This window comes from Ligilactobacillus sp. (assembly GCF_036846325.1).
GTDB lineage: Bacteria > Bacillota > Bacilli > Lactobacillales > Lactobacillaceae > Ligilactobacillus.
The window spans coordinates 36735-54086 of the sequence record NZ_DAIUCE010000003.1; the positions used below are offsets into that span (position 1 = coordinate 36735).

The following is a 17352-nucleotide window of genomic DNA, read 5'->3' on the forward strand; positions in this document are numbered from 1 at the left end:
GTTTTGTAACAATTGTGCATTTTTTGTCTAAATCAAGGCCGGATACTGTATAATTGCAATTGAGCGTCATCGCTCAATCGTTAAAATCAAGGGGTGGTAATTTTGAAGCAGCCAATCATTTCATTCAAGAACGTCATCAAGTGCTATGATGACGACGTACCGGTATTGAAGAACGTCAGTTTCGAGATTGAGGAGGGAAAGTTCTACACTCTGCTCGGTCCTTCCGGATGTGGCAAGACAACGATTCTAAGGATGATTGCGGGCTTTTCAGAGCCGACCGAGGGCGACATTTACTTTGAAGGGAAGAAAATCAACAACGTCCCTGCAAATAAGCGGCAGGTTAATACGGTTTTTCAGGATTATGCATTATTTCCGCACATGGACGTGTATGACAATATTGCATTTGGCTTAAGAGTCAGGAAACTTCCGAAAGATCAGATTGATCAAAAGGTCAGGGAAGCATTGAAGATGGTGCAGCTGGCCGGTTATGAAAAACGCGGGATCAATGAAATGTCAGGCGGTCAGAGACAACGCGTGGCAATCGCAAGGGCAATCGTCAACGAACCCAAAGTGCTGCTTTTGGATGAGCCGCTGTCTGCCCTGGATCACAAGCTGAGGCTTGACATGCAGTATGAGCTGCGCGAACTTCAGCAGCGCCTGGGAATCACGTTTATCTTCGTGACTCACGATCAGGAAGAGGCTCTGGCGATGAGCGACGAGATCTTTGTCCTGAACAACGGCAACATCGTTCAATCCGGAACGCCCGTTGACATTTACGATGAGCCGATCAATCACTACGTTGCTGACTTCATCGGAGAAAGCAACATCTTGAACGGGACGATGATCAGGGACTGTCTGGTTGAGTTTGCAGGCAAGCGGTTTGAATGCGTCGACGAGGGGATGAGGGAAAACGAGCCGGTCGAGGTTGTCCTGAGACCCGAGGATCTGGATTTGACGGATGAAGGGCACGGCAAGCTGAAGGTCAAGGTCGATACGGTCCTCTTCCGCGGCGTTCACTATGAAATCATCTGCTACGATGACGAGGGCAACGAGTGGATGGTTCATACAACAAAGAAGGCCGTGCCGGGGACGACGATCGGACTTTACTTTGATCCGGAAGACATTCACGTCATGCGTTTCAACGAATCTGAAGAAGATTTTGACGCACGTCTTGAAAGCTATGAGGATTGAGGGGGATTTCGATGAAAAAGTACAATGCCTTTTTTGCGATTCCATATTTTCTATGGCTCGTTTTCTTTGTCCTGGCTCCTGTCATCCTGATTGTCGGATATTCCTTCCTTGATTCCAACGGTCACTTTACCCTGCAGAACTATGCAACGTATTTTGCGTCCGGCAAGTATCTGGCCATGACGTTCAACTCAGTCCTGTATGCGTTTTTGATTACTTTGCTCACGCTTGTCATCAGCTATCCGACGGCATATTTTCTGACGAAGTTGAAGCACCGCGATTTATGGCTGCTGCTGATCATTCTGCCGACATGGATCAATATGCTGCTCAAGGCCTATGCATTCATCGGAATCTTCAGTCTGCACGGCGGGATCAACCGGTTCATGACGTTCTTCGGACTTGCGCCGCATCAGATTCTGTTTACTGACGTCGGTTTCATGATCGTTGCGATGTATATCCAGCTTCCTTTCATGATCATGCCGATTTTCACGGGACTGGAGGAGCTTAATCCGTCACTGATCAAGGCCAGCCGAGACCTTGGTGCAAATGCATTTCAAACATTTACGAAGGTGATTTTCCCGTTGTCTCTTGCGGGCGTGAAAAGCGGCATCCAGGCTGTCTTCATTCCGTCCCTGTCCTTCTTCATGCTGACGCGTCTGATTGGAGGAAACCGCGTGATCACTCTCGGGACTGCGATTGAAGAGCACTTCCTGGTTACGCAGGACTGGGGGATGGGGTCAACGATCGGCGTTGTCCTCATCATCGCAATGTTCATTGTGATGATTATCACCGGTGAAAAGAAGAAGGGGGGCAGAAACTGATGGAAAAAAAGCATAATTTCAGCTGGGACAAGCTGTATCTTGCTGTCGTGTTTGTTTTCCTGTATGTTCCGATTGTTTATTTGCTGGCGTATTCATTCAATAAAGGTGACACGATGAATTCCTTTACCGGATTTTCCATGCGCCATTTTGCCGAGCTCTTCTCGGACACACGTCTGATCGTGATTTTGCTTGAGACGTTCATGCTGGCCTTTTTGTCGGCGCTGATCGCAACGGCCATCGGTACGTTCGGGGCGCTTTCGATCTATTACGTCAGGAAACGCCGGCAGAGAATGGCACTGTTGTCCTTGAACAACATTCTGATGGTTTCGCCTGACGTCATCATCGGTGCCAGCTTCCTGATTCTGTTTACGACAATCGGATCGCTTGTCGGAGGAATCGGGCTCGGATTCTGGACGGTGCTCCTGTCGCACGTCGCATTCAGCATCCCGATCGTTGTCCTGATGGTTCTGCCCAAGCTTCAGGAAATGAACGGGTCGATGGTTTCTGCTGCATATGATCTTGGCGCAAATAACTTTCAGGTTTTAAAGGATATTATCCTGCCTTTTTTGACGCCGGGAATCATTGCCGGGTATTTCATGGCATTCACGTATTCACTGGATGATTTTGCCGTCACGTTCTTTGTGACGGGAAACGGGTTTACGACTCTGGCCGTTGAAATCTACTCCAGAGCCCGGCGCGGCGTGAGTCTTGAGATAAATGCACTCAGTACGCTTGTTTTCCTGTTTGCGCTTGTCCTGGTGGTCGGATATTACTACATCAGCAAGGACAACGAGTCTAAAAGGAAGAGCGGAAGACGTCAGAAGGGCGGTGTGATGCGATGAAGAAACTGCGTGCACTGGTGATTGGAATCGTCGCAATCATCGTTATCCTGATTGCCGGTTCCAGGATATTGAGCCGTTCTTCAGGAATGTCCGGCGCAAAAGTCATCAATATATACAACTGGGGAGATTATATCGACCCGGAACTGATCTCTGAATTTGAAAGGAAGACAGGCTACAAGGTAAATTATGAAACTTTTGACTCAAACGAAGCCATGCTGACCAAGATCAGGCAGGGCGGTACATCGTACGATCTTGCGGTGCCAAGCGACTATATGATTCAGAAGATGAAGAAGGCTCATCTGCTCAAGCCGTTGGACAAGTCGAAAATCAAGGGTCTGAACAATATTTCAAGTCAGTTTCTGAATCAGCCCTTTGACCGGAACAATCGCTACTCCGTCCCTTATTTTTGGGGAACTCTGGGCGTCGTCTACAATGACAGGTACTTCAGAAAATCGGACGTTGACAGCTGGAACAAGCTCTGGAACAAGAAGTTTCGCGGCAAAATCATGTTTGTCGACGGTGCCCGCGAATTCATGGGCATCGGGCTGGCCAGTCTCGGATATTCGCTCAACAGCAAGAATGACAGGGAGCTTGACCGGGCTTATAATAAGCTGAAGTCCCTGACCGGAAATACGAAGGCGATTGTTTCAGATGAGATCAAGATGTACATGGAAAATGAAGAAAGCAGCGTTGCCGTGACCTATTCCGGCGAAGCTTCGGAAATGCTTGCCGAAAACAGGCACCTGCACTATGTCCTGCCTTCAGAAGGGACCAATTTGTGGTTTGACAACATCGTCATTCCGAAAACCTCGAAAAATACCAGGGGTGCCTATGCGTTCATCAATTTCATGCTTGAACCGAAGAACGCGGCGAAGAACGCTGAGTATATCGGCTATGCGACGCCAAACGAAAAGGCCAGGAAGTATCTTCCAAAGGAAGTCGTTGACGACAAGCAGTTTTATCCGGAAAAATCCCTGATGAAGAAGATGGAAGTTTATGAGGATCTTGGTTCACGGTATATTGAAAAATACAATGATTTGTATCTGGAACTGAAGATGTATCGTCATTAGTGACAAAAGCTGGCGGTAAATTTGTTCATTTTGATAATCATAAAAATTTGCATTGTGCACAACCTATCGCCTATAATTAAAGTATAGATGCAGGGATGCCCGCATCGTCTCTATCATACAATAATATCAACTCAGATTCCCGCATGATTCCCGATATCATGCGGGTTTTTGTCTGGGTTTGTGGCTGATGTTTCCGGGTGTCCGGGCATTATGCATGACAGAGCCAGCGGTTGAACATGGCCATTGGCAGCATCATTTGACAAAATACAAAAAAGGTGCTGAAAAATCACTGTCAGCACCTGTTAGTATGAATTTATGAAAATGACGGCATATAAAAACAGCTCGCATACCCATTCAAAATTCCTACATATCAGCTTGAAGGTTCTCGTGTCGACTTCAAAGCCAAAAACCAACCGGGTACACGGGCCGTAATCCTGTAAGATAAGGAGTAACTATCATTCCCACGTCCTTTATTCAATTTTATGTCTATGATCTGTTCGCCCTCTCCGTGGCACTCAACACAATCACCTTTTTGAGCCAATCACAGCCGATACCGGTACGACTGTTGCAACGACAACCTGATGAAAAACTTCTCATGTTGGTTCCATCACCCTCTGTCCTTGAAGCGACAAATGCTTCGATTAATTCATGTGGGATCATCGACTCCTTACACTTATTTTATAACATATCCGAGCTAGAAATGCAAGCGCATACATTGAACTTGCGGAAATTTTTTCTGCAGCCGGAATGCTTGACTGAATTTGTACCAACAAGTTATAATACAAGTGATGAAAACGGTTAATTCAAAGGAGGAAATAATTATGGGCAAGGTTGTATTCTTAGATGTTGACGGGACTCTCTGCGACTACGACGGCGTGATTCCCGAATCTGCAAAGCAGGCGATCGGACAGGCGCGCAGGAACGGACACAAGGTCTATATCTGCACCGGACGTTCGCGTGCAGAAGTCTATCAGGAAATCTGGGACATCGGACTTGACGGGATGATCGGCGGAAACGGCAGCTATGTTGAAGACCGAGGCAGTGTGGTCTATCATAAAAAGCTCAGTGAAGCAGAGGAACGGGAGGTTGTTGACTGGCTCAATTCCCGCGGACTTGAGTTTTACGTCGAGTGCAATTCCGGCTTGTATGCCAGCAAGAACTTCGAGACTGCCGGCGAAGAGACGATGAAGAAGTATGTTTCGGGCAAGGGTCAGGCTGATGTTTCGAACGTCACCGTACGTTCAAGCTTTCCTGAAATGATCTTCGGCGCATCCCCGTACCGCGATGATGCCAACAAGATCAGCTTCATACTCGGTTCATATCAGGATTTCCTTGATGCAAGAGACAGGTTCAGTGACCTCAAGGCAGGCACCTGGGGTGGAAAGGACGAACAGGCACTTTTCGGAGACCTTGGCGTCAAGGACATTGACAAGGCGCATGCCATTGACGTTTTGCTTGAGCATCTTGATGCAAAAAGAGAAGATACGATTGCGTTCGGGGATGCCAAAGTCGACATTCCGATGTTCGAATACTGCGGAACTTCAGTATGTGTCGGAAACGGGGGCGACGAGGCAAAGAAAGCGGCTGACATCGTGGCTCCTGCGGTTGACGATGACGGTCTCTTCTCTGCATTTCAGGAGCTTGGACTGATATGAATAAAAATGGCGCCTGCCTTTCCGTAGCAGACGCCGAACCGTATAATAGAAACCTAAGCATAACATCCATTGTGTGAATTGTCAATATCACAAATGTGAAACAATCGTGAAAAATGGGCTTACAATCGTTGATATAGCAACTTTTTAAAGTTTGTAAATTTTTTTATAAATCCAGTGCTTATCACTTGAATTCTGTTCAAAAGAGTTTAAAATAGGAGTTGAAAAATATGAAAGGAAGTCTTAGTTATGGCACATGAATTGACAAATCGTTTCAATGATCTGATGAATACGGGTGATGATTTCTTCTCGAACTTCGGCCGCTCGTTCTTCAGCAACTTTGACAGTTCGTTCAAGGAAATGAAGTCTGACATCAAGGAAACCGACAAGGACTACACGGTCGTAATCGATGTCCCCGGCGTTGACAAGAAGGATATGACGATTGATTTCAAGGACGGCGTTTTGACCGTTTCAGCCAAGCGTGACTCCTTCAGTGACGAAAGCGACAGCGAAGGTAATATGGTTTCGAGCGAACGCAGCTATGGCCGCTTTGCACGTCAGTATGCCTTCGACAATGTTGACCGTGACGGAATTTCTGCCAAGTGCGAAAATGGTGTTCTGACCATTGTCTTGCCAAAGACTGAAGAAGAAATTTCTCAGACAAGCCACATTCAGATTGACTGACAGATAAAACATGACCGAAAGGCCCCGGGATGAAGTCCCGGGGCCTTTTTTATTTCCAAGTATTGGAAATATTAATTACCGGTCTGTCCTGCTTAAAGTTTTCAACTTCTGTAATTTCAATCAGCCGAAGTATTTTATTTTTCTTATGGAAATGTGAAATTGAATTTATGAGATGCTTTGCTTGAAGGAAGCAATATAATTTTTCCTGATTCCGAATATAAACATGAAATCAACTTTTTTTAGGACGAAACGCGCCTTGTTTAATTGACTTTTAATCATACGTTAATTATAATGATGCCTATAGATACTAAAGAACGATAAGCGTTTTTGTATCAAAAAAACAAGAGGCGACTTATAATGATTACATACAGATACTCTTCCAAGCTGAAATTTCTGCTGATTGTCCTGTTCGGAACAATCAAAAGCTCAGAATATGTCATTCTTGCATATATTGTCGGAACTCTGACAGACATTGCCACGAATCATCAGCTCGGACGGCTGCCGGGGTTCATTGCATTTGTCATGTGCACCTTTGTCCTGCTGCTTCTGGCAGAACTGATTTACAACAGTCTGAGGGCCGGTGCAGTCAAGAACATGAATGTCTTTCTCAGAAGAAGAATCCTGCAGGGAATGTTGAATAAGTCAGCTGAAGAAAATAGGGAATCACTCGGCTTTCTGACCAATGACTTCAAACTGCTTGAAACAAACAGGACAGACACAGAATTTGATGCAATCCTTGCAGTGTCCACGCTGACATTGGCACTATCCTATGCTCTTTATTCCAACTGGATATTGACAGTTGTCTTCTTCGCCGGATCGATGATACCTGTTCTGGCATCGAATCTCTTCCAGAAACCGATTCAGTCAGCATCTGAAAAATGGACGGAGGCCAACGCCTCATACGTAGGACAGGTAAAGAACTTCATTGATGCTTCTGACTGTGTCAGACTTTATGACAGAGCTGAACAGGTCGCATGTAAGAACGAACCGAAAATCCGTCGTCTTGAAGAAGCGCTCAGAAGAATGAATCTGCTTAACAACAATGCCAATTCCTGCATCAATGTCATCGCAAACATCGGGACCTTTGTGCTTCCGTTTCTCTTTGGCATCTATCTCGTTTTAAGGGGCCAGACGACGCTTGGTGCACTCTTCGGCATTGTCCAGCTGTCAAATGCATTCGTAAATCCCATTCTGATCCTTCTTCAGGAAAGAAACAGCTTCTCGACGACAAGACCGATTGTTGAAAAAGTAAACCAGTTTCTGAAGGATGCGGAAAAAAAGAACCCAGACGGGCTTGTCATGCGTGATGAACTGTCACTGGATGGAATCAGTGTCTCAAGAAACGGGCGGAAGCTGCTTGAAGACATCAGTCTCGACATCACAAGGGGGAAGAAAATTGCGGTTACAGGTCCGTCGGGTTCCGGCAAGTCAACGCTCATGAAGCTTCTTGTCTCCGACGATGAATCAACTGGCAGGATTGACAGCATCGTTTTGGACGGAAAACCGGTTGATGCTGCAGCCATCTCATCCCTGTTTGCATATTCGAGCCAGTCCCCCGTTGTCCTGGCCGATACTCTGTGGTTCAACCTCACACTTGGAAGAAAAATTGGAGAACAAAGGGTAATGGATGTCTGCAAATCGCTGGATCTGGATGACATTGTCAGGGAAAAGGGATTTGACTATGTCCTTTCAGCAGACGGGACCGGTCTGTCCGGTGGTCAACTTGCCCGGATAGAACTGGCACGTGCCGTTCTTTCCGGGAGGCCGGTTCTGCTTTTAGATGAAATCAACGCCTCTCTTGACAAAAGGACCGACATGGACATCCATCATTATCTCTGGAATTCCAATCTGACTTTTATTGAAATCATCCACCATTACAGAAAGGAAGACCTGAAGAATTATGATGTCGTAATCGATGTTTCAGATTACAGATGATTTTTCCGAGCACTTGGACGATGGTGAATTTTTCAGGCTTATCCTGGCTTAACTCTTGACTAATTTTTCTAACGGTGTTTTAATAATATCAACAAGGATGAAAGGATGAAGAACATGACCGGAAAACGTGCTGCAGTTGCATATTATTTTGGCTTTGCTTACTTTGCGAAGCGCCCGTAGTAGCTTACAGGTACGGGCGCTCCCCGTATCTGGCAGGGTCATGTTTCTTGTACCACGGCCAGAAAGGCGATTTCGGCTGTGGTGAACCTCATTCATGGAGAATCTCATTTACAGCCGGAATCATCAGGGTTTCGGCTGTTTTTTTATCCGGATGACGGAGGCAGGAACAATGAGTGAAAAATTAGAGAAGGCAAGAATGAAGGTTACGAAAGCAGATGAGCAGATCGTGCCCTTGCTCGTAAAGAGGCTCGCTGCGGTCGGGGAAATTGGGCGAATCAAGCAGGAAGAGGGCATCGAAATCAAGGATTCCGGGCGAGAGGAAAAGGTTCTGGAAAAGGTTGGAGAATGGGCCGGTCATGAAAATGCAGAGTACGTTAAGCAGATATACAGGGAGATAATGGCTCAGGCATGCAGGTTTCAGCAGAATCAAAAGGAGGAGATCAAATGATTTACTTAACGGCAGGAGAATCGCACGGCCCGCAGCTGACGGGAATTATCGAGGGATTGCCGGCGGGGCTTCATATCGACGTTGACGCAATCAATGACAATCTGGCCAGACGTCAAGGCGGGTACGGCAGGGGAAACCGGCAGAAAATCGAACATGACACGGTTCAGGTCGTCGGCGGAATGAGACACGGATATACGCTTGGATCACCGCTTTCTCTGGTGATCAAAAACCGCGATCATTCGCACTGGAGCGAGGTCATGGATCCGCTTGAAAACGACAGCGAAAATGCTCAGCTCAGGCAGTTGAAGCATCCAAGACCGGGACATGCCGATCTTGTCGGCGGGATGAAATACGGGCACCGCGATTTGCGCAACGTTCTGGAGCGTTCCTCTGCACGTGAGACGGCAATCCGCGTTGCACTCGGAAGCGTGTGCCAGCAGTTCCTCGAACAGCTTGGAATCAAGGTGGTTGGCTATGTGAAGCAGCTTGGACCTCTTGTACTCAGCACGGATGACCTTCTTGACGTCGATGAGATACGAGGCAGGATCGAGTCAAACGACATGCGCGTGCTTGACCGGGAAAAGGTTGAAGAAGCGCATGAACTGATTTTGAAAACGAAAGAAGAAGGCGACACGCTCGGCGGCATCGTCAGAATCGTTGCAACGGGACTTCCGGCCGGGCTTGGCAGCTACATCAGCTGGGACACGAAGCTTGATGCGAAGATTGCCTCTGCCGTGATGGGAGTCAATGCCATCAAGGGCGTCAGCATCGGTGACGGTTTTGAGGCGGCCACTCGTCCCGGCAGCATGGTAATGGATGAAATCCTGCATGAAGATGCCGGATGGACGCGGAAAACTGACCATCTCGGAGGCTTCGAAGGCGGGATGACAAACGGCATGCCGGTGGTCGTCAATGCGGCGATGAAGCCGATTCCGACTCTGTACAAGCCGCTTGAGACGGCGGACATCGAGACCAGGGAAAAATCAAAGGCCAGCGTCGAGCGTTCGGACACGACGGCGCTTCCGGCCTGCTCAGTCGTGCTTCAGAGCGTCGTCTGCCTGGAACTTGCAAAGGCAGTCTGTGACGAATTCCAGAGCTCAAGCATGGAGCGTCTCGAAAGACAGATTACAGAATACCGGGAAGAGCTTGCGAGGTATTAGATGTGAAGATTCATACATTGGGACCGGAGCAGACTGACAGCAGCGAGGCCTGTGACTATTACCGGAGACAAAACCTTTCTGATGCAGAAATCGTGCTTCACCAAAGCTTTGAGAGCATTTTGGAACACCTTGAAGAATACCGCGGCGATTTATTCGTGGTTCCGGCGGCATTTGCATCTGATGCCCTGCATTTGACATGGGGAACGATGCACTACCGCTTCCTCGACAGGCTGGACGTCGAGGCAAGCTTCGTCTATCCGCTCTCGGAAATGGTCTGCATCAGGAGCAGGAAGCGCCATACCGGAATCGGATATACGCATGCGGCCACAAAGGATCTGCTGAAAAAGTATGCGCCAGAGGCCAGGTCGGTGTCTGTCGCCAGCAAATACAGAGCTTACGAACGCTATCTGGAGGACGGCGAATACGTTTTAACGAACAGGAAGAACATGGTCGAAGAAGATGACGCAGAAATCTTGGCGGAATTTCAAGTGAAAATGGTCTGGTGCGTCTACCGGATCAAATAGGGAGGAGAAAAAATGAAAATTTTGCAAAAAGCGCCGGAAAACGGACTGCACGGCAATTTGACGGTGCCGGGGGACAAAAGCATTTCGCACCGTGCCCTGATGATCGGAGCAATCAGTGAAGGAAGGACGGAAATCGAGCATTTTCTCTGTGGCGAGGACTGTCTGAGCACGATGAAGGCCTTGCAGGACCTCGGTGTCAGAATCGTCCGAAACGGCGAGCACGTCGAAGTCGAAGGCGTGGGCCTGACCGGATTGAAGCAGCCGGAAGGGTCTCTTGACATGGGAAATTCAGGGACGACGACGAGACTCATGATGGGACTTCTGTCCGGGCAGGAGCTTGATGCGGAAATGGAAGGCGACGCCTCACTTTCGAAGCGCCCCATGAAACGCGTCAGCGAACCGTTGAAGAAGTTCGGTGCAGAGGTCCTGCTTTCGGATCAGGGGACGCTTCCTGCAGCCGTTCACGGCAAGAAGCTTCATGAGGCAACGGTCAAGATGGATGTTGCAAGCGCACAGGTGAAAAGCGCGCTGATTTTTGCGGCACTTTATGCCGACGGAACATCAACCATCGTTGAAAAGCTGCCGACGCGCAATCATACGGAAATCATGCTTCAGGCATTCGGCGCAGACGTGAGGACAGCTGATGATGGCGTGACGATTACGGTTTCCGGGAAACCTCGTCTGAAAGGCAGAAAGGTCATCGTCCCGGGCGATATTTCCTCTGCGGCATTTTTCATCGCGGCAGCAGCTTTGATTCCCGGGTCGGAAGCAACGTTTGAAAACGTTTCGCTCAACCCGACAAGGACCGGAATTCTGCATGTCCTGTGCAGGATGGGCGGAAACGTCAGCATCGTGCCTGATCCGGATGAAGGCGGAGAAAGACGCGGAACGATCAGAGTGAAATATGCGCCGCTCAGGGCAGTCGAGTTGACTGAAGAAGACGTCCCGGCAATCATTGATGAACTGCCGCTTGTTGCGATGCTTGCCGCAAGCGCTGACGGAACGAGCAGAATCACCGGTGCGGCTGAACTTCGCGTCAAGGAAACCGACAGAATCGCAGTGACGGCAGCAGAGCTTCGCAAGTTCGGCGTTGAAATCGAAGAACTTGAGGACGGGATGATTATCAAGGGACGGGAGAACTGGGACGTTCAGACCACGAAACTTGACAGCCACGGAGATCACCGCATCGGCATGATGGACACAATTGCGGCACTGAAGGCAGATTGCGGAATGGAACTTGAAAATGAAGCTGCCATTGACATTTCGTATCCGACGTTCTTTTCCGACCTGGAGAAGATTACAGGAGGCGTGAAGAATGACTAAGGTTTACTTGAAAGGCCTGGGACTGATCGGAAGTTCGCTTGCAAGAGCAATCAAAAAAAAACACCCGGATTACATGCTGATTGCAGAAGATCAAAACAAGGACGCCGAACGCTATGCGCTGGAACACGGAATCGCGGACGAATGCGGCACTGCATTTGACAAGGCTGGAGATGCCGACCTGATTATTCTGGCGACGCCCGTCAGCGTAATTGAAGAAGACCTTCTGCGGCTGGCCGGACTTGAAACGAAACCGGGAGCAATCATCACTGATGTCGGCAGTACGAAGAAAACGGTCATGGAAGCTGCACGGAAGCTGATTGATGCAGGCAGGATTTTCATTGCCGGTCATCCGATGGCGGGGTCGCATAAGACGGGTGTCTGGGCAGGAAAAGCCGATCTGTTTGAAAATGCCTTCTACTTCCTGATTCCGGCAGATGATGCGTCCGGGAAGAAACTTCCGGAACTGAAGGAGATGCTCAGTGGAGTTCATGCCAAATGGCTGGAAACGACCCCGGACCGGCATGACAGAATCGTGGCCCAGATCAGTCACGTGCCGCACGTGGTGGCGTCAGCTCTGGTCAATCAGACTGAAAGGACGTTTGAAGACGAGCCGATGGGGATGAGGGTCGCAGCCGGCGGGTTCAAGTCCATCACGCGCATCGCATCGGCCGACCCGACGATGTGGAGTTCGATTCTGCTGAACAATGGCGAACTGATCAGCGCGCAGCTTGAAGACTACATCGCCGCTTTAAGGGAGATTGATGAAAAAATCAAGAAACAGGATCAAAAAGCCCTGTTCGACTTCTTCAAGTCAGCCAAAACAGGGCGGGATTCACTTGGGCCGGAAAAGCTTGGCGCAATTCCTGGTTTTTACGACCTGTTCATCAATCTTGCCGACAAAGTCGGATCCCTGGCCGACGTGACGCGGATTCTGGCAGATGCGCGCATTAACCTGGTCAACATTCATATTCTGGAAATCAGGGAGGAAATTGACGGAATTGCACAATTGACATTTTCGTCAGGAAAAGATCGTCAGAAGGCTTTGGAACTGCTGAAGACAAAGTATAAGATTATTGAGAGGTAAAAGGGATGAAAGCGATTATCATCGGCTTCATGGGAAGCGGCAAAACGACAGTCAGCCGGCTTCTGGCCAGAAAATTAGGCTGTCGCGCCTTTGATCTTGACGAATACATCGTTGAAAACGAACAGAGGTCAGTGAAGCAGATCTTTGAAGAAGACGGCGAAGACTACTTCAGAAGACGCGAGCACGAGCTTCTGCTTGAAATCCTGAAGGAGGATGCCGTTCTGGCAACGGGAGGCGGGACTCCGTTAAGGGAAGACAACAGACTGGCCATGAAGAATGCGGGGGTCCCAGTGATTTTACTTGAGGCAAGCTCAAAGGAAACGTTTGAAAGACTGCAGGGAGACGATACGCGTCCGCTTGCGGACGGACTTGATGAAGCGAGTCTGGGAAATCTGAAGAATCAGCGTCGCCGGGCGTACGAGGATTGTGCGGATTATGCCATCAGGACAGACGAAATGACTCCGCTTGAGATTGCGGAAAAAATCATCGGGTTGCTCTAAAATGAGAGAAAAAAGCTCTGCATTTTCCTTAACAAGGGAATTGCTTCAAATGAAAATTAGAGAAAAATTGCAAAACGGTATTGCAAACTTAATTAGTTGGTTGTATAATTTAAAACAATCTTAACTAAATGTGTTTTAAATGAAAGGGAGAACGGCGTATGAACTGGAAAAAGACATTGACAGCCGGTGTTGCCGTAGCGTCAGCGGCAGTTGCCCTGACTGCCTGCGGCTCATCTGACAGCGGCAAATCAAATGGAAACGGCAAGCTTGCGGAAAAGCAGGTTTTAAACTGGAATGAGGCATCCGAACTGTCAACAATGGATCCTTCGAAGATCATGGACACGATCGGCGGGGACATGCTGAACAACACCATGGAAGGTCTCTACCGCCTGGGCAAGGATTCGAAGGTTGAACCCGGAATTGCCGAGAAGACGACCGTATCGAAGGACAACCTTACATACACGTTCACATTGCGCAAGAACGCCAAGTGGTCAAACGGCGATCCCGTCACGGCCAAGGACTTCGTTTATTCGTGGCAGCGCACGGTTGATCCCAAGACGGCGGCATCATACTCATACCTGTTCTCGGGCATCAAGAATGCTGACGACATCGTTGCCGGCAAGAAGGCACCTTCAACTCTCGGCATCAAGGCAGTGGGCAAGTACAAGCTTGTCGTAAGTCTCGAAAAGCAGCTCCCTTACTTCAAGCTGCTCATGGGCTTCTGCGTATTTGCACCGCAGAACCAGAAGGCAGTTGAACAATACGGCAGCAAGTACGGCACGGCAGCCAAGTACATGGTCTATGACGGTCCGTTCAAGATGACGGGCTGGACAGGCACGAACCTCAAGTGGAAGCTTGTCAAGAACGACAACTACTGGGACAAGAAGAACGTCAAGCTCAGCGAAATCAACTTCAGCGTAAACAAGAGCACGACGACGTCATATAATCTGTATCAAAGCAAGAAACTGGACGAGACAATCCTCAGTCCGGAACAGTCAAAGCAGCTCAGCAACAACGGCGACTACAGCGTTCTGAAGCAGGCCCGCACGTCATATCTTGACTTCAACCAGACACAAAAGAAGTTCCAGAACAAGAACATCCGTCGTGCAATCTCATGCGCGATCGACCGCAAGCAGCTGGCAGAGAAGGTTCTCGGCGCCGGTACGATTCCTTGCGAAGGTCCTGTCTCCAAGGGTCTTGCAAAGCGTGACGGAAAGGACTTCGTTGAAGCTGCCAAGACAAGCGAAGGTGCTGAATTCAACAAGACCAAGGCTCAGAAGTACCTCAAGCAGGGGTTGAAGGAACTCGGCGAAAGCAACTTGAGCTTCACGCTTCTCGGTGATGATACGGACAATTCCAAGAAGATCACGGAATTCCTTCAGAGCCAGATTGAAGAAAACCTGCCAGGCACAAAGGTAAGCGTTCAGAACATTCCGTTCAAGACACGTGTCACACGTTCACAGAAGGGCCAGTTCGACGTCGTTGTATCAAGCTGGGGCGCTGACTTCTCAGATCCTATCAGCTACCTGGATCTCTACACGACAGGCAATGCATACAACTTCGGCAGCTGGAAGAATGCCGAATACGACAAGTGGATCAACAAGTCCAAGACAACTGATGCGGGCAACGCAGAAGCACGTTGGAACGACATGGTCAAGGCATCCAAGATCATCAACGAAGATCAGGGTATCTCACCTCTGTTCCAGCTCAACCAGCCGCAGCTCATCCGTTCAAACGTCAAGGGACTGATTCAGAACACTGCCGGTGCGGTAAACAACTGGAAGAATGTCTACATTACAAAGTAATGTCTTAAACGACTGATCAATTTACAAGAAAAGCTCCCGCAAAATCGCGGGAGCTTTTTTTGCTTTCTGATTCTGTTCAGGCACGTTTCAGCAGATTGAACCTGTCATTTTGCTTCTTTTGAAAAAAATCAGTGTAATCGTCAACCTCGATGAGATAAAGCGGACGATGCCTTGTTTCAAGCAAGGCCTTGTAGAGATAGATGCCAAGAACGCCCATGGAACAAAGCAGGATTCCGCCAATCAGCCACATTGACAAAATGAGCACCGATGAAACTTTGACTGATGAGAAGATTGCTGCAATGCCCGTTCCAATCAATCCGACTGAGCTGACGGAAAATGCCATGATGCCTGCTGCCAGAATTAATTTCAAGGGGAAATCCGTCATGGAGGTGATTCCGTTTATGGCAAGCGCAAGCATCTTCTTCAACGGGTATTTACTTTGACCATGAATGCGGGGTTCCCGTTCGTAAAAGACTTCTGCACTCTTGAACCCGAGCATCGGAACGACCCCGCGCAGAAAGAGATTTTCTTCGTGATACTCAAGCAGAGCCCTGACCGCACGTTTTGACATCAAACGGAAATCAGCGTGGTTTGGTTTCAGTTCCGTGCCCATTTTCTTCATTATGGAATAGAAGGCATTGGCGGTCATGCGCTTGAACATGCTGTCCGTTTTGCGCCTGCTGCGGATTCCGTAGACGATGTCGTTTCCCTGCTTGCTCAAGGCGACCATTTCGATGATTTTCTGCGGATCGTCCTGCAGGTCACAGTCAATCGTGACCATCAGATCCGAAAAGTCAACAGCGGTCTTCATGCCTGCGAGCAAGGCATTTTGATGACCGAAGTTGCGTGAAAACTTGATTCCGGAAAAAACGGGGCTTTCCTGCTCAAGTCTCTTGATGATGTTCCAGGTGTCGTCCGTGCTGCCGTCATCGACGAAAAGCACTTTACTGCTTGTTGAAATCTGTTTTCCGATCATCAGAGTCTGGATGATTTTTGAAAAGACTTCGGCTGAAGTTTCGAGCATCTCTTCTTCGTTATAACAAGGAACGATGATTGTGAGTGTTTCGGGCATAGTTTCTCCTTCTTTCTAGTCCAGTTGATAGAGGACTCCCTGACTGCCAAATGCAGAAAAGGAATTCCTGTTTGTTTTTCCAGGCTGTTTCATGCCTTTTTGCTTTGGCATCTTTCCAGGTTGACGGTGGCTGTTTCCTTTAGAAGGACCGTTTCCCTGATTTTGTCCTCCGGCTGACGGCTGCTGCTGTCCATTTGGAGCCTGAGTGTTTCCCTTTGGCATCATGTTTCCGTTTTGGTTTTGACCATTGAACGGACTGTTCTGAGTTTTTGAGCCGGTTTTTTCAGTTGTCTGTTTTCCGTAAACGATTCTGCCGTGTTTTTTGACCCACTTGACGATTTCATTGTTTGTCGTCTTGCCTGAGAGATAGAAGTATTTTATCTGACCTTTTCTGACAAGCTGTTTGAATTGGCTGAGCGTGATCGCGTCGTCAGTGCCGTTGTAGCCGCCGATCGTCATGACTGCCTTCTGCGTCTTGATGATGTACGGAGCAGCAGTATTTGCATCCATTGTCGCGAAGAGGTATTTGGTATTCCGGGAATGCTTTTCGAGGTATTTGAGCATTTTTGAGTCGACTTGTTCATTGCCTGAACCGCCTGCATTTCCGTTACGTCCCAGAAGGCTCGGACCTGCACTTGGAATTGCGGCCGATTCTCCGGCCAAAGCCGGCGTCAGGGACCAGAACCCCGGTGCAACGAGCAGTGCCGCCAGGCAGAATTTTGCAAACTTCCTTTGCTGGCCGTCATTGAAATGCCAGAATGCGGCAATGGCGCATACGGAACAAAAAGCAAGCAGAACTGCCAGAATCACGCTGTATTCTGAAACGTACCATGCTTGAAGCATCGTTGTGATCAATAAGCCGATGCTGTAGAGAGCCTTGAGTTTTGAGTCCTGTTCCCTGAGCGATATCATGTGTGCAAATCCGATTCCGCAAAGAGCCGCAATCGGAGGAGCCATCATGACCGTATAGTAAGGATGGAAGAAGCCTGCGATTGAGAAGAAGCCGGCCGTCGGAATCAGCCAAAGCGACCAGTAAAGCAGCTGGCGACGTTTTTCATCAAGCC

15 protein-coding genes and 1 pseudogene are annotated in these 17352 nt (G+C 48.6%); 14 read left to right on the forward strand and 2 right to left on the reverse strand.

What is annotated here, in order from left to right; genetic code table 11:
* The first annotated feature begins 102 nt into the window (after positions 1–102).
* The 14 genes from V7Z60_RS00800 to V7Z60_RS00865 all read left to right on the forward strand — a co-directional run bounded on the left by V7Z60_RS00800 (position 103) and on the right by V7Z60_RS00865 (position 15216).
* A complete protein-coding gene (locus V7Z60_RS00800) occupies positions 103–1191 on the forward strand; it encodes an ABC transporter ATP-binding protein (protein ID WP_334115576.1) in 1089 nt (362 codons plus the stop codon).
* An 11-nt stretch (positions 1192–1202) separates the two neighbouring features.
* Positions 1203–2009 carry an ABC transporter permease gene (locus V7Z60_RS00805; protein ID WP_334115578.1) on the forward strand — a complete coding sequence of 269 codons (807 nt, stop codon included), beginning with the start codon at positions 1203–1205 and terminating at the stop codon, positions 2007–2009.
* Positions 2009–2851: an ABC transporter permease gene (locus tag V7Z60_RS00810; RefSeq protein ID WP_334115580.1), complete on the forward strand. Its 843-nt coding sequence runs from the start codon at positions 2009–2011 to the stop codon at positions 2849–2851. Before V7Z60_RS00805 ends, V7Z60_RS00810 begins: the two co-directional genes overlap by 1 nt.
* On the forward strand, positions 2848–3921 hold the full coding sequence (locus V7Z60_RS00815; RefSeq protein ID WP_334115581.1) for an ABC transporter substrate-binding protein: 1074 nt from the start codon (positions 2848–2850) through the stop codon (positions 3919–3921). The genes V7Z60_RS00810 and V7Z60_RS00815 overlap by 4 nt, the downstream gene beginning before the upstream one ends.
* Positions 3922–4739: 818 nt before the next feature.
* Complete coding sequence (locus V7Z60_RS00820; protein ID WP_334115603.1) at positions 4740–5576, forward strand: HAD family hydrolase; 837 nt, start codon at positions 4740–4742, stop codon at positions 5574–5576.
* A gap of 246 nt (positions 5577–5822) precedes the next feature.
* Positions 5823–6257: an Hsp20/alpha crystallin family protein gene (locus tag V7Z60_RS00825; RefSeq protein ID WP_334115583.1), complete on the forward strand. Its 435-nt coding sequence runs from the start codon at positions 5823–5825 to the stop codon at positions 6255–6257.
* A gap of 357 nt (positions 6258–6614) precedes the next feature.
* Positions 6615–8192 carry an ABC transporter ATP-binding protein gene (locus V7Z60_RS00830; protein WP_334115586.1) on the forward strand — a complete coding sequence of 526 codons (1578 nt, stop codon included), beginning with the start codon at positions 6615–6617 and terminating at the stop codon, positions 8190–8192.
* Positions 8193–8541: 349 nt separating this feature from the next.
* Positions 8542–8820, forward strand: coding sequence for a chorismate mutase (locus tag V7Z60_RS00835; RefSeq protein WP_334115587.1), 279 nt, complete (start codon positions 8542–8544; stop codon positions 8818–8820).
* The gene (aroC, locus tag V7Z60_RS00840) at positions 8817–9980 is read left to right on the forward strand and encodes a chorismate synthase (protein WP_334115588.1); all 1164 of its coding nucleotides are present in this window, start codon (positions 8817–8819) and stop codon (positions 9978–9980) included. Before V7Z60_RS00835 ends, aroC begins: the two co-directional genes overlap by 4 nt.
* A 2-nt stretch (positions 9981–9982) precedes the next feature.
* Entirely contained in the window at positions 9983–10504 is a 522-nt protein-coding gene (locus tag V7Z60_RS00845; RefSeq protein ID WP_334115590.1) for a hypothetical protein, read from the forward strand.
* Positions 10505–10516: 12 nt separating this feature from the next.
* Complete coding sequence (gene aroA / locus V7Z60_RS00850; RefSeq protein WP_334115592.1) at positions 10517–11827, forward strand: 3-phosphoshikimate 1-carboxyvinyltransferase; 1311 nt, start codon at positions 10517–10519, stop codon at positions 11825–11827.
* A complete protein-coding gene (locus V7Z60_RS00855; RefSeq protein ID WP_334115593.1) occupies positions 11820–12911 on the forward strand; it encodes a prephenate dehydrogenase in 1092 nt (363 codons plus the stop codon). The genes aroA and V7Z60_RS00855 overlap by 8 nt, the downstream gene beginning before the upstream one ends.
* A gap of 5 nt (positions 12912–12916) precedes the next feature.
* Positions 12917–13411 (forward strand): shikimate kinase, encoded by a 495-nt coding sequence (locus tag V7Z60_RS00860; RefSeq protein WP_334115594.1) that lies wholly within the window; start codon positions 12917–12919, stop codon positions 13409–13411.
* A 158-nt stretch (positions 13412–13569) separates the two neighbouring features.
* Positions 13570–15216 (forward strand): peptide ABC transporter substrate-binding protein, encoded by a 1647-nt coding sequence (locus tag V7Z60_RS00865; RefSeq protein ID WP_334115596.1) that lies wholly within the window; start codon positions 13570–13572, stop codon positions 15214–15216.
* Positions 15217–15292: 76 nt separating this feature from the next.
* Here V7Z60_RS00865 and V7Z60_RS00870 read toward each other — a convergent pair whose 3' ends face one another.
* Together V7Z60_RS00870 and V7Z60_RS00875 are read right to left on the reverse strand one after the other, a co-directional pair.
* Positions 15293–16288, reverse strand: a complete 996-nt coding sequence (locus V7Z60_RS00870; RefSeq protein ID WP_334115599.1) for a glycosyltransferase family 2 protein — start codon at positions 16286–16288, stop codon at positions 15293–15295.
* A gap of 15 nt (positions 16289–16303) precedes the next feature.
* Positions 16304–17352 (reverse strand): annotated as a pseudogene (locus V7Z60_RS00875) (4-amino-4-deoxy-L-arabinose transferase); the annotation flags it as partial.

What these genes read in the sequence shown, in the direction of transcription:
- V7Z60_RS00825 (WP_334115583.1), top strand. Translation starts at nt 5,823, where the DNA reads ATGGCACATGAATTGACAAATCGTTTCAATGATCTGATGAATACGGGT.
- V7Z60_RS00810 (WP_334115580.1), top strand. Translation starts at nt 2,009, where the DNA reads ATGGAAAAAAAGCATAATTTCAGCTGGGACAAGCTGTATCTTGCTGTC.
- aroC (WP_334115588.1), top strand. Translation starts at nt 8,817, where the DNA reads ATGATTTACTTAACGGCAGGAGAATCGCACGGCCCGCAGCTGACGGGA.
- V7Z60_RS00855 (WP_334115593.1), top strand. Translation starts at nt 11,820, where the DNA reads ATGACTAAGGTTTACTTGAAAGGCCTGGGACTGATCGGAAGTTCGCTT.
- V7Z60_RS00870 (WP_334115599.1), bottom strand. Translation starts at nt 16,288, where the DNA reads ATGCCCGAAACACTCACAATCATCGTTCCTTGTTATAACGAAGAAGAG.
- V7Z60_RS00805 (WP_334115578.1), top strand. Translation starts at nt 1,203, where the DNA reads ATGAAAAAGTACAATGCCTTTTTTGCGATTCCATATTTTCTATGGCTC.
- V7Z60_RS00835 (WP_334115587.1), top strand. Translation starts at nt 8,542, where the DNA reads ATGAGTGAAAAATTAGAGAAGGCAAGAATGAAGGTTACGAAAGCAGAT.
- V7Z60_RS00865 (WP_334115596.1), top strand. Translation starts at nt 13,570, where the DNA reads ATGAACTGGAAAAAGACATTGACAGCCGGTGTTGCCGTAGCGTCAGCG.
- aroA (WP_334115592.1), top strand. Translation starts at nt 10,517, where the DNA reads ATGAAAATTTTGCAAAAAGCGCCGGAAAACGGACTGCACGGCAATTTG.
- V7Z60_RS00860 (WP_334115594.1), top strand. Translation starts at nt 12,917, where the DNA reads ATGAAAGCGATTATCATCGGCTTCATGGGAAGCGGCAAAACGACAGTC.
- V7Z60_RS00815 (WP_334115581.1), top strand. Translation starts at nt 2,848, where the DNA reads ATGAAGAAACTGCGTGCACTGGTGATTGGAATCGTCGCAATCATCGTT.
- V7Z60_RS00830 (WP_334115586.1), top strand. Translation starts at nt 6,615, where the DNA reads ATGATTACATACAGATACTCTTCCAAGCTGAAATTTCTGCTGATTGTC.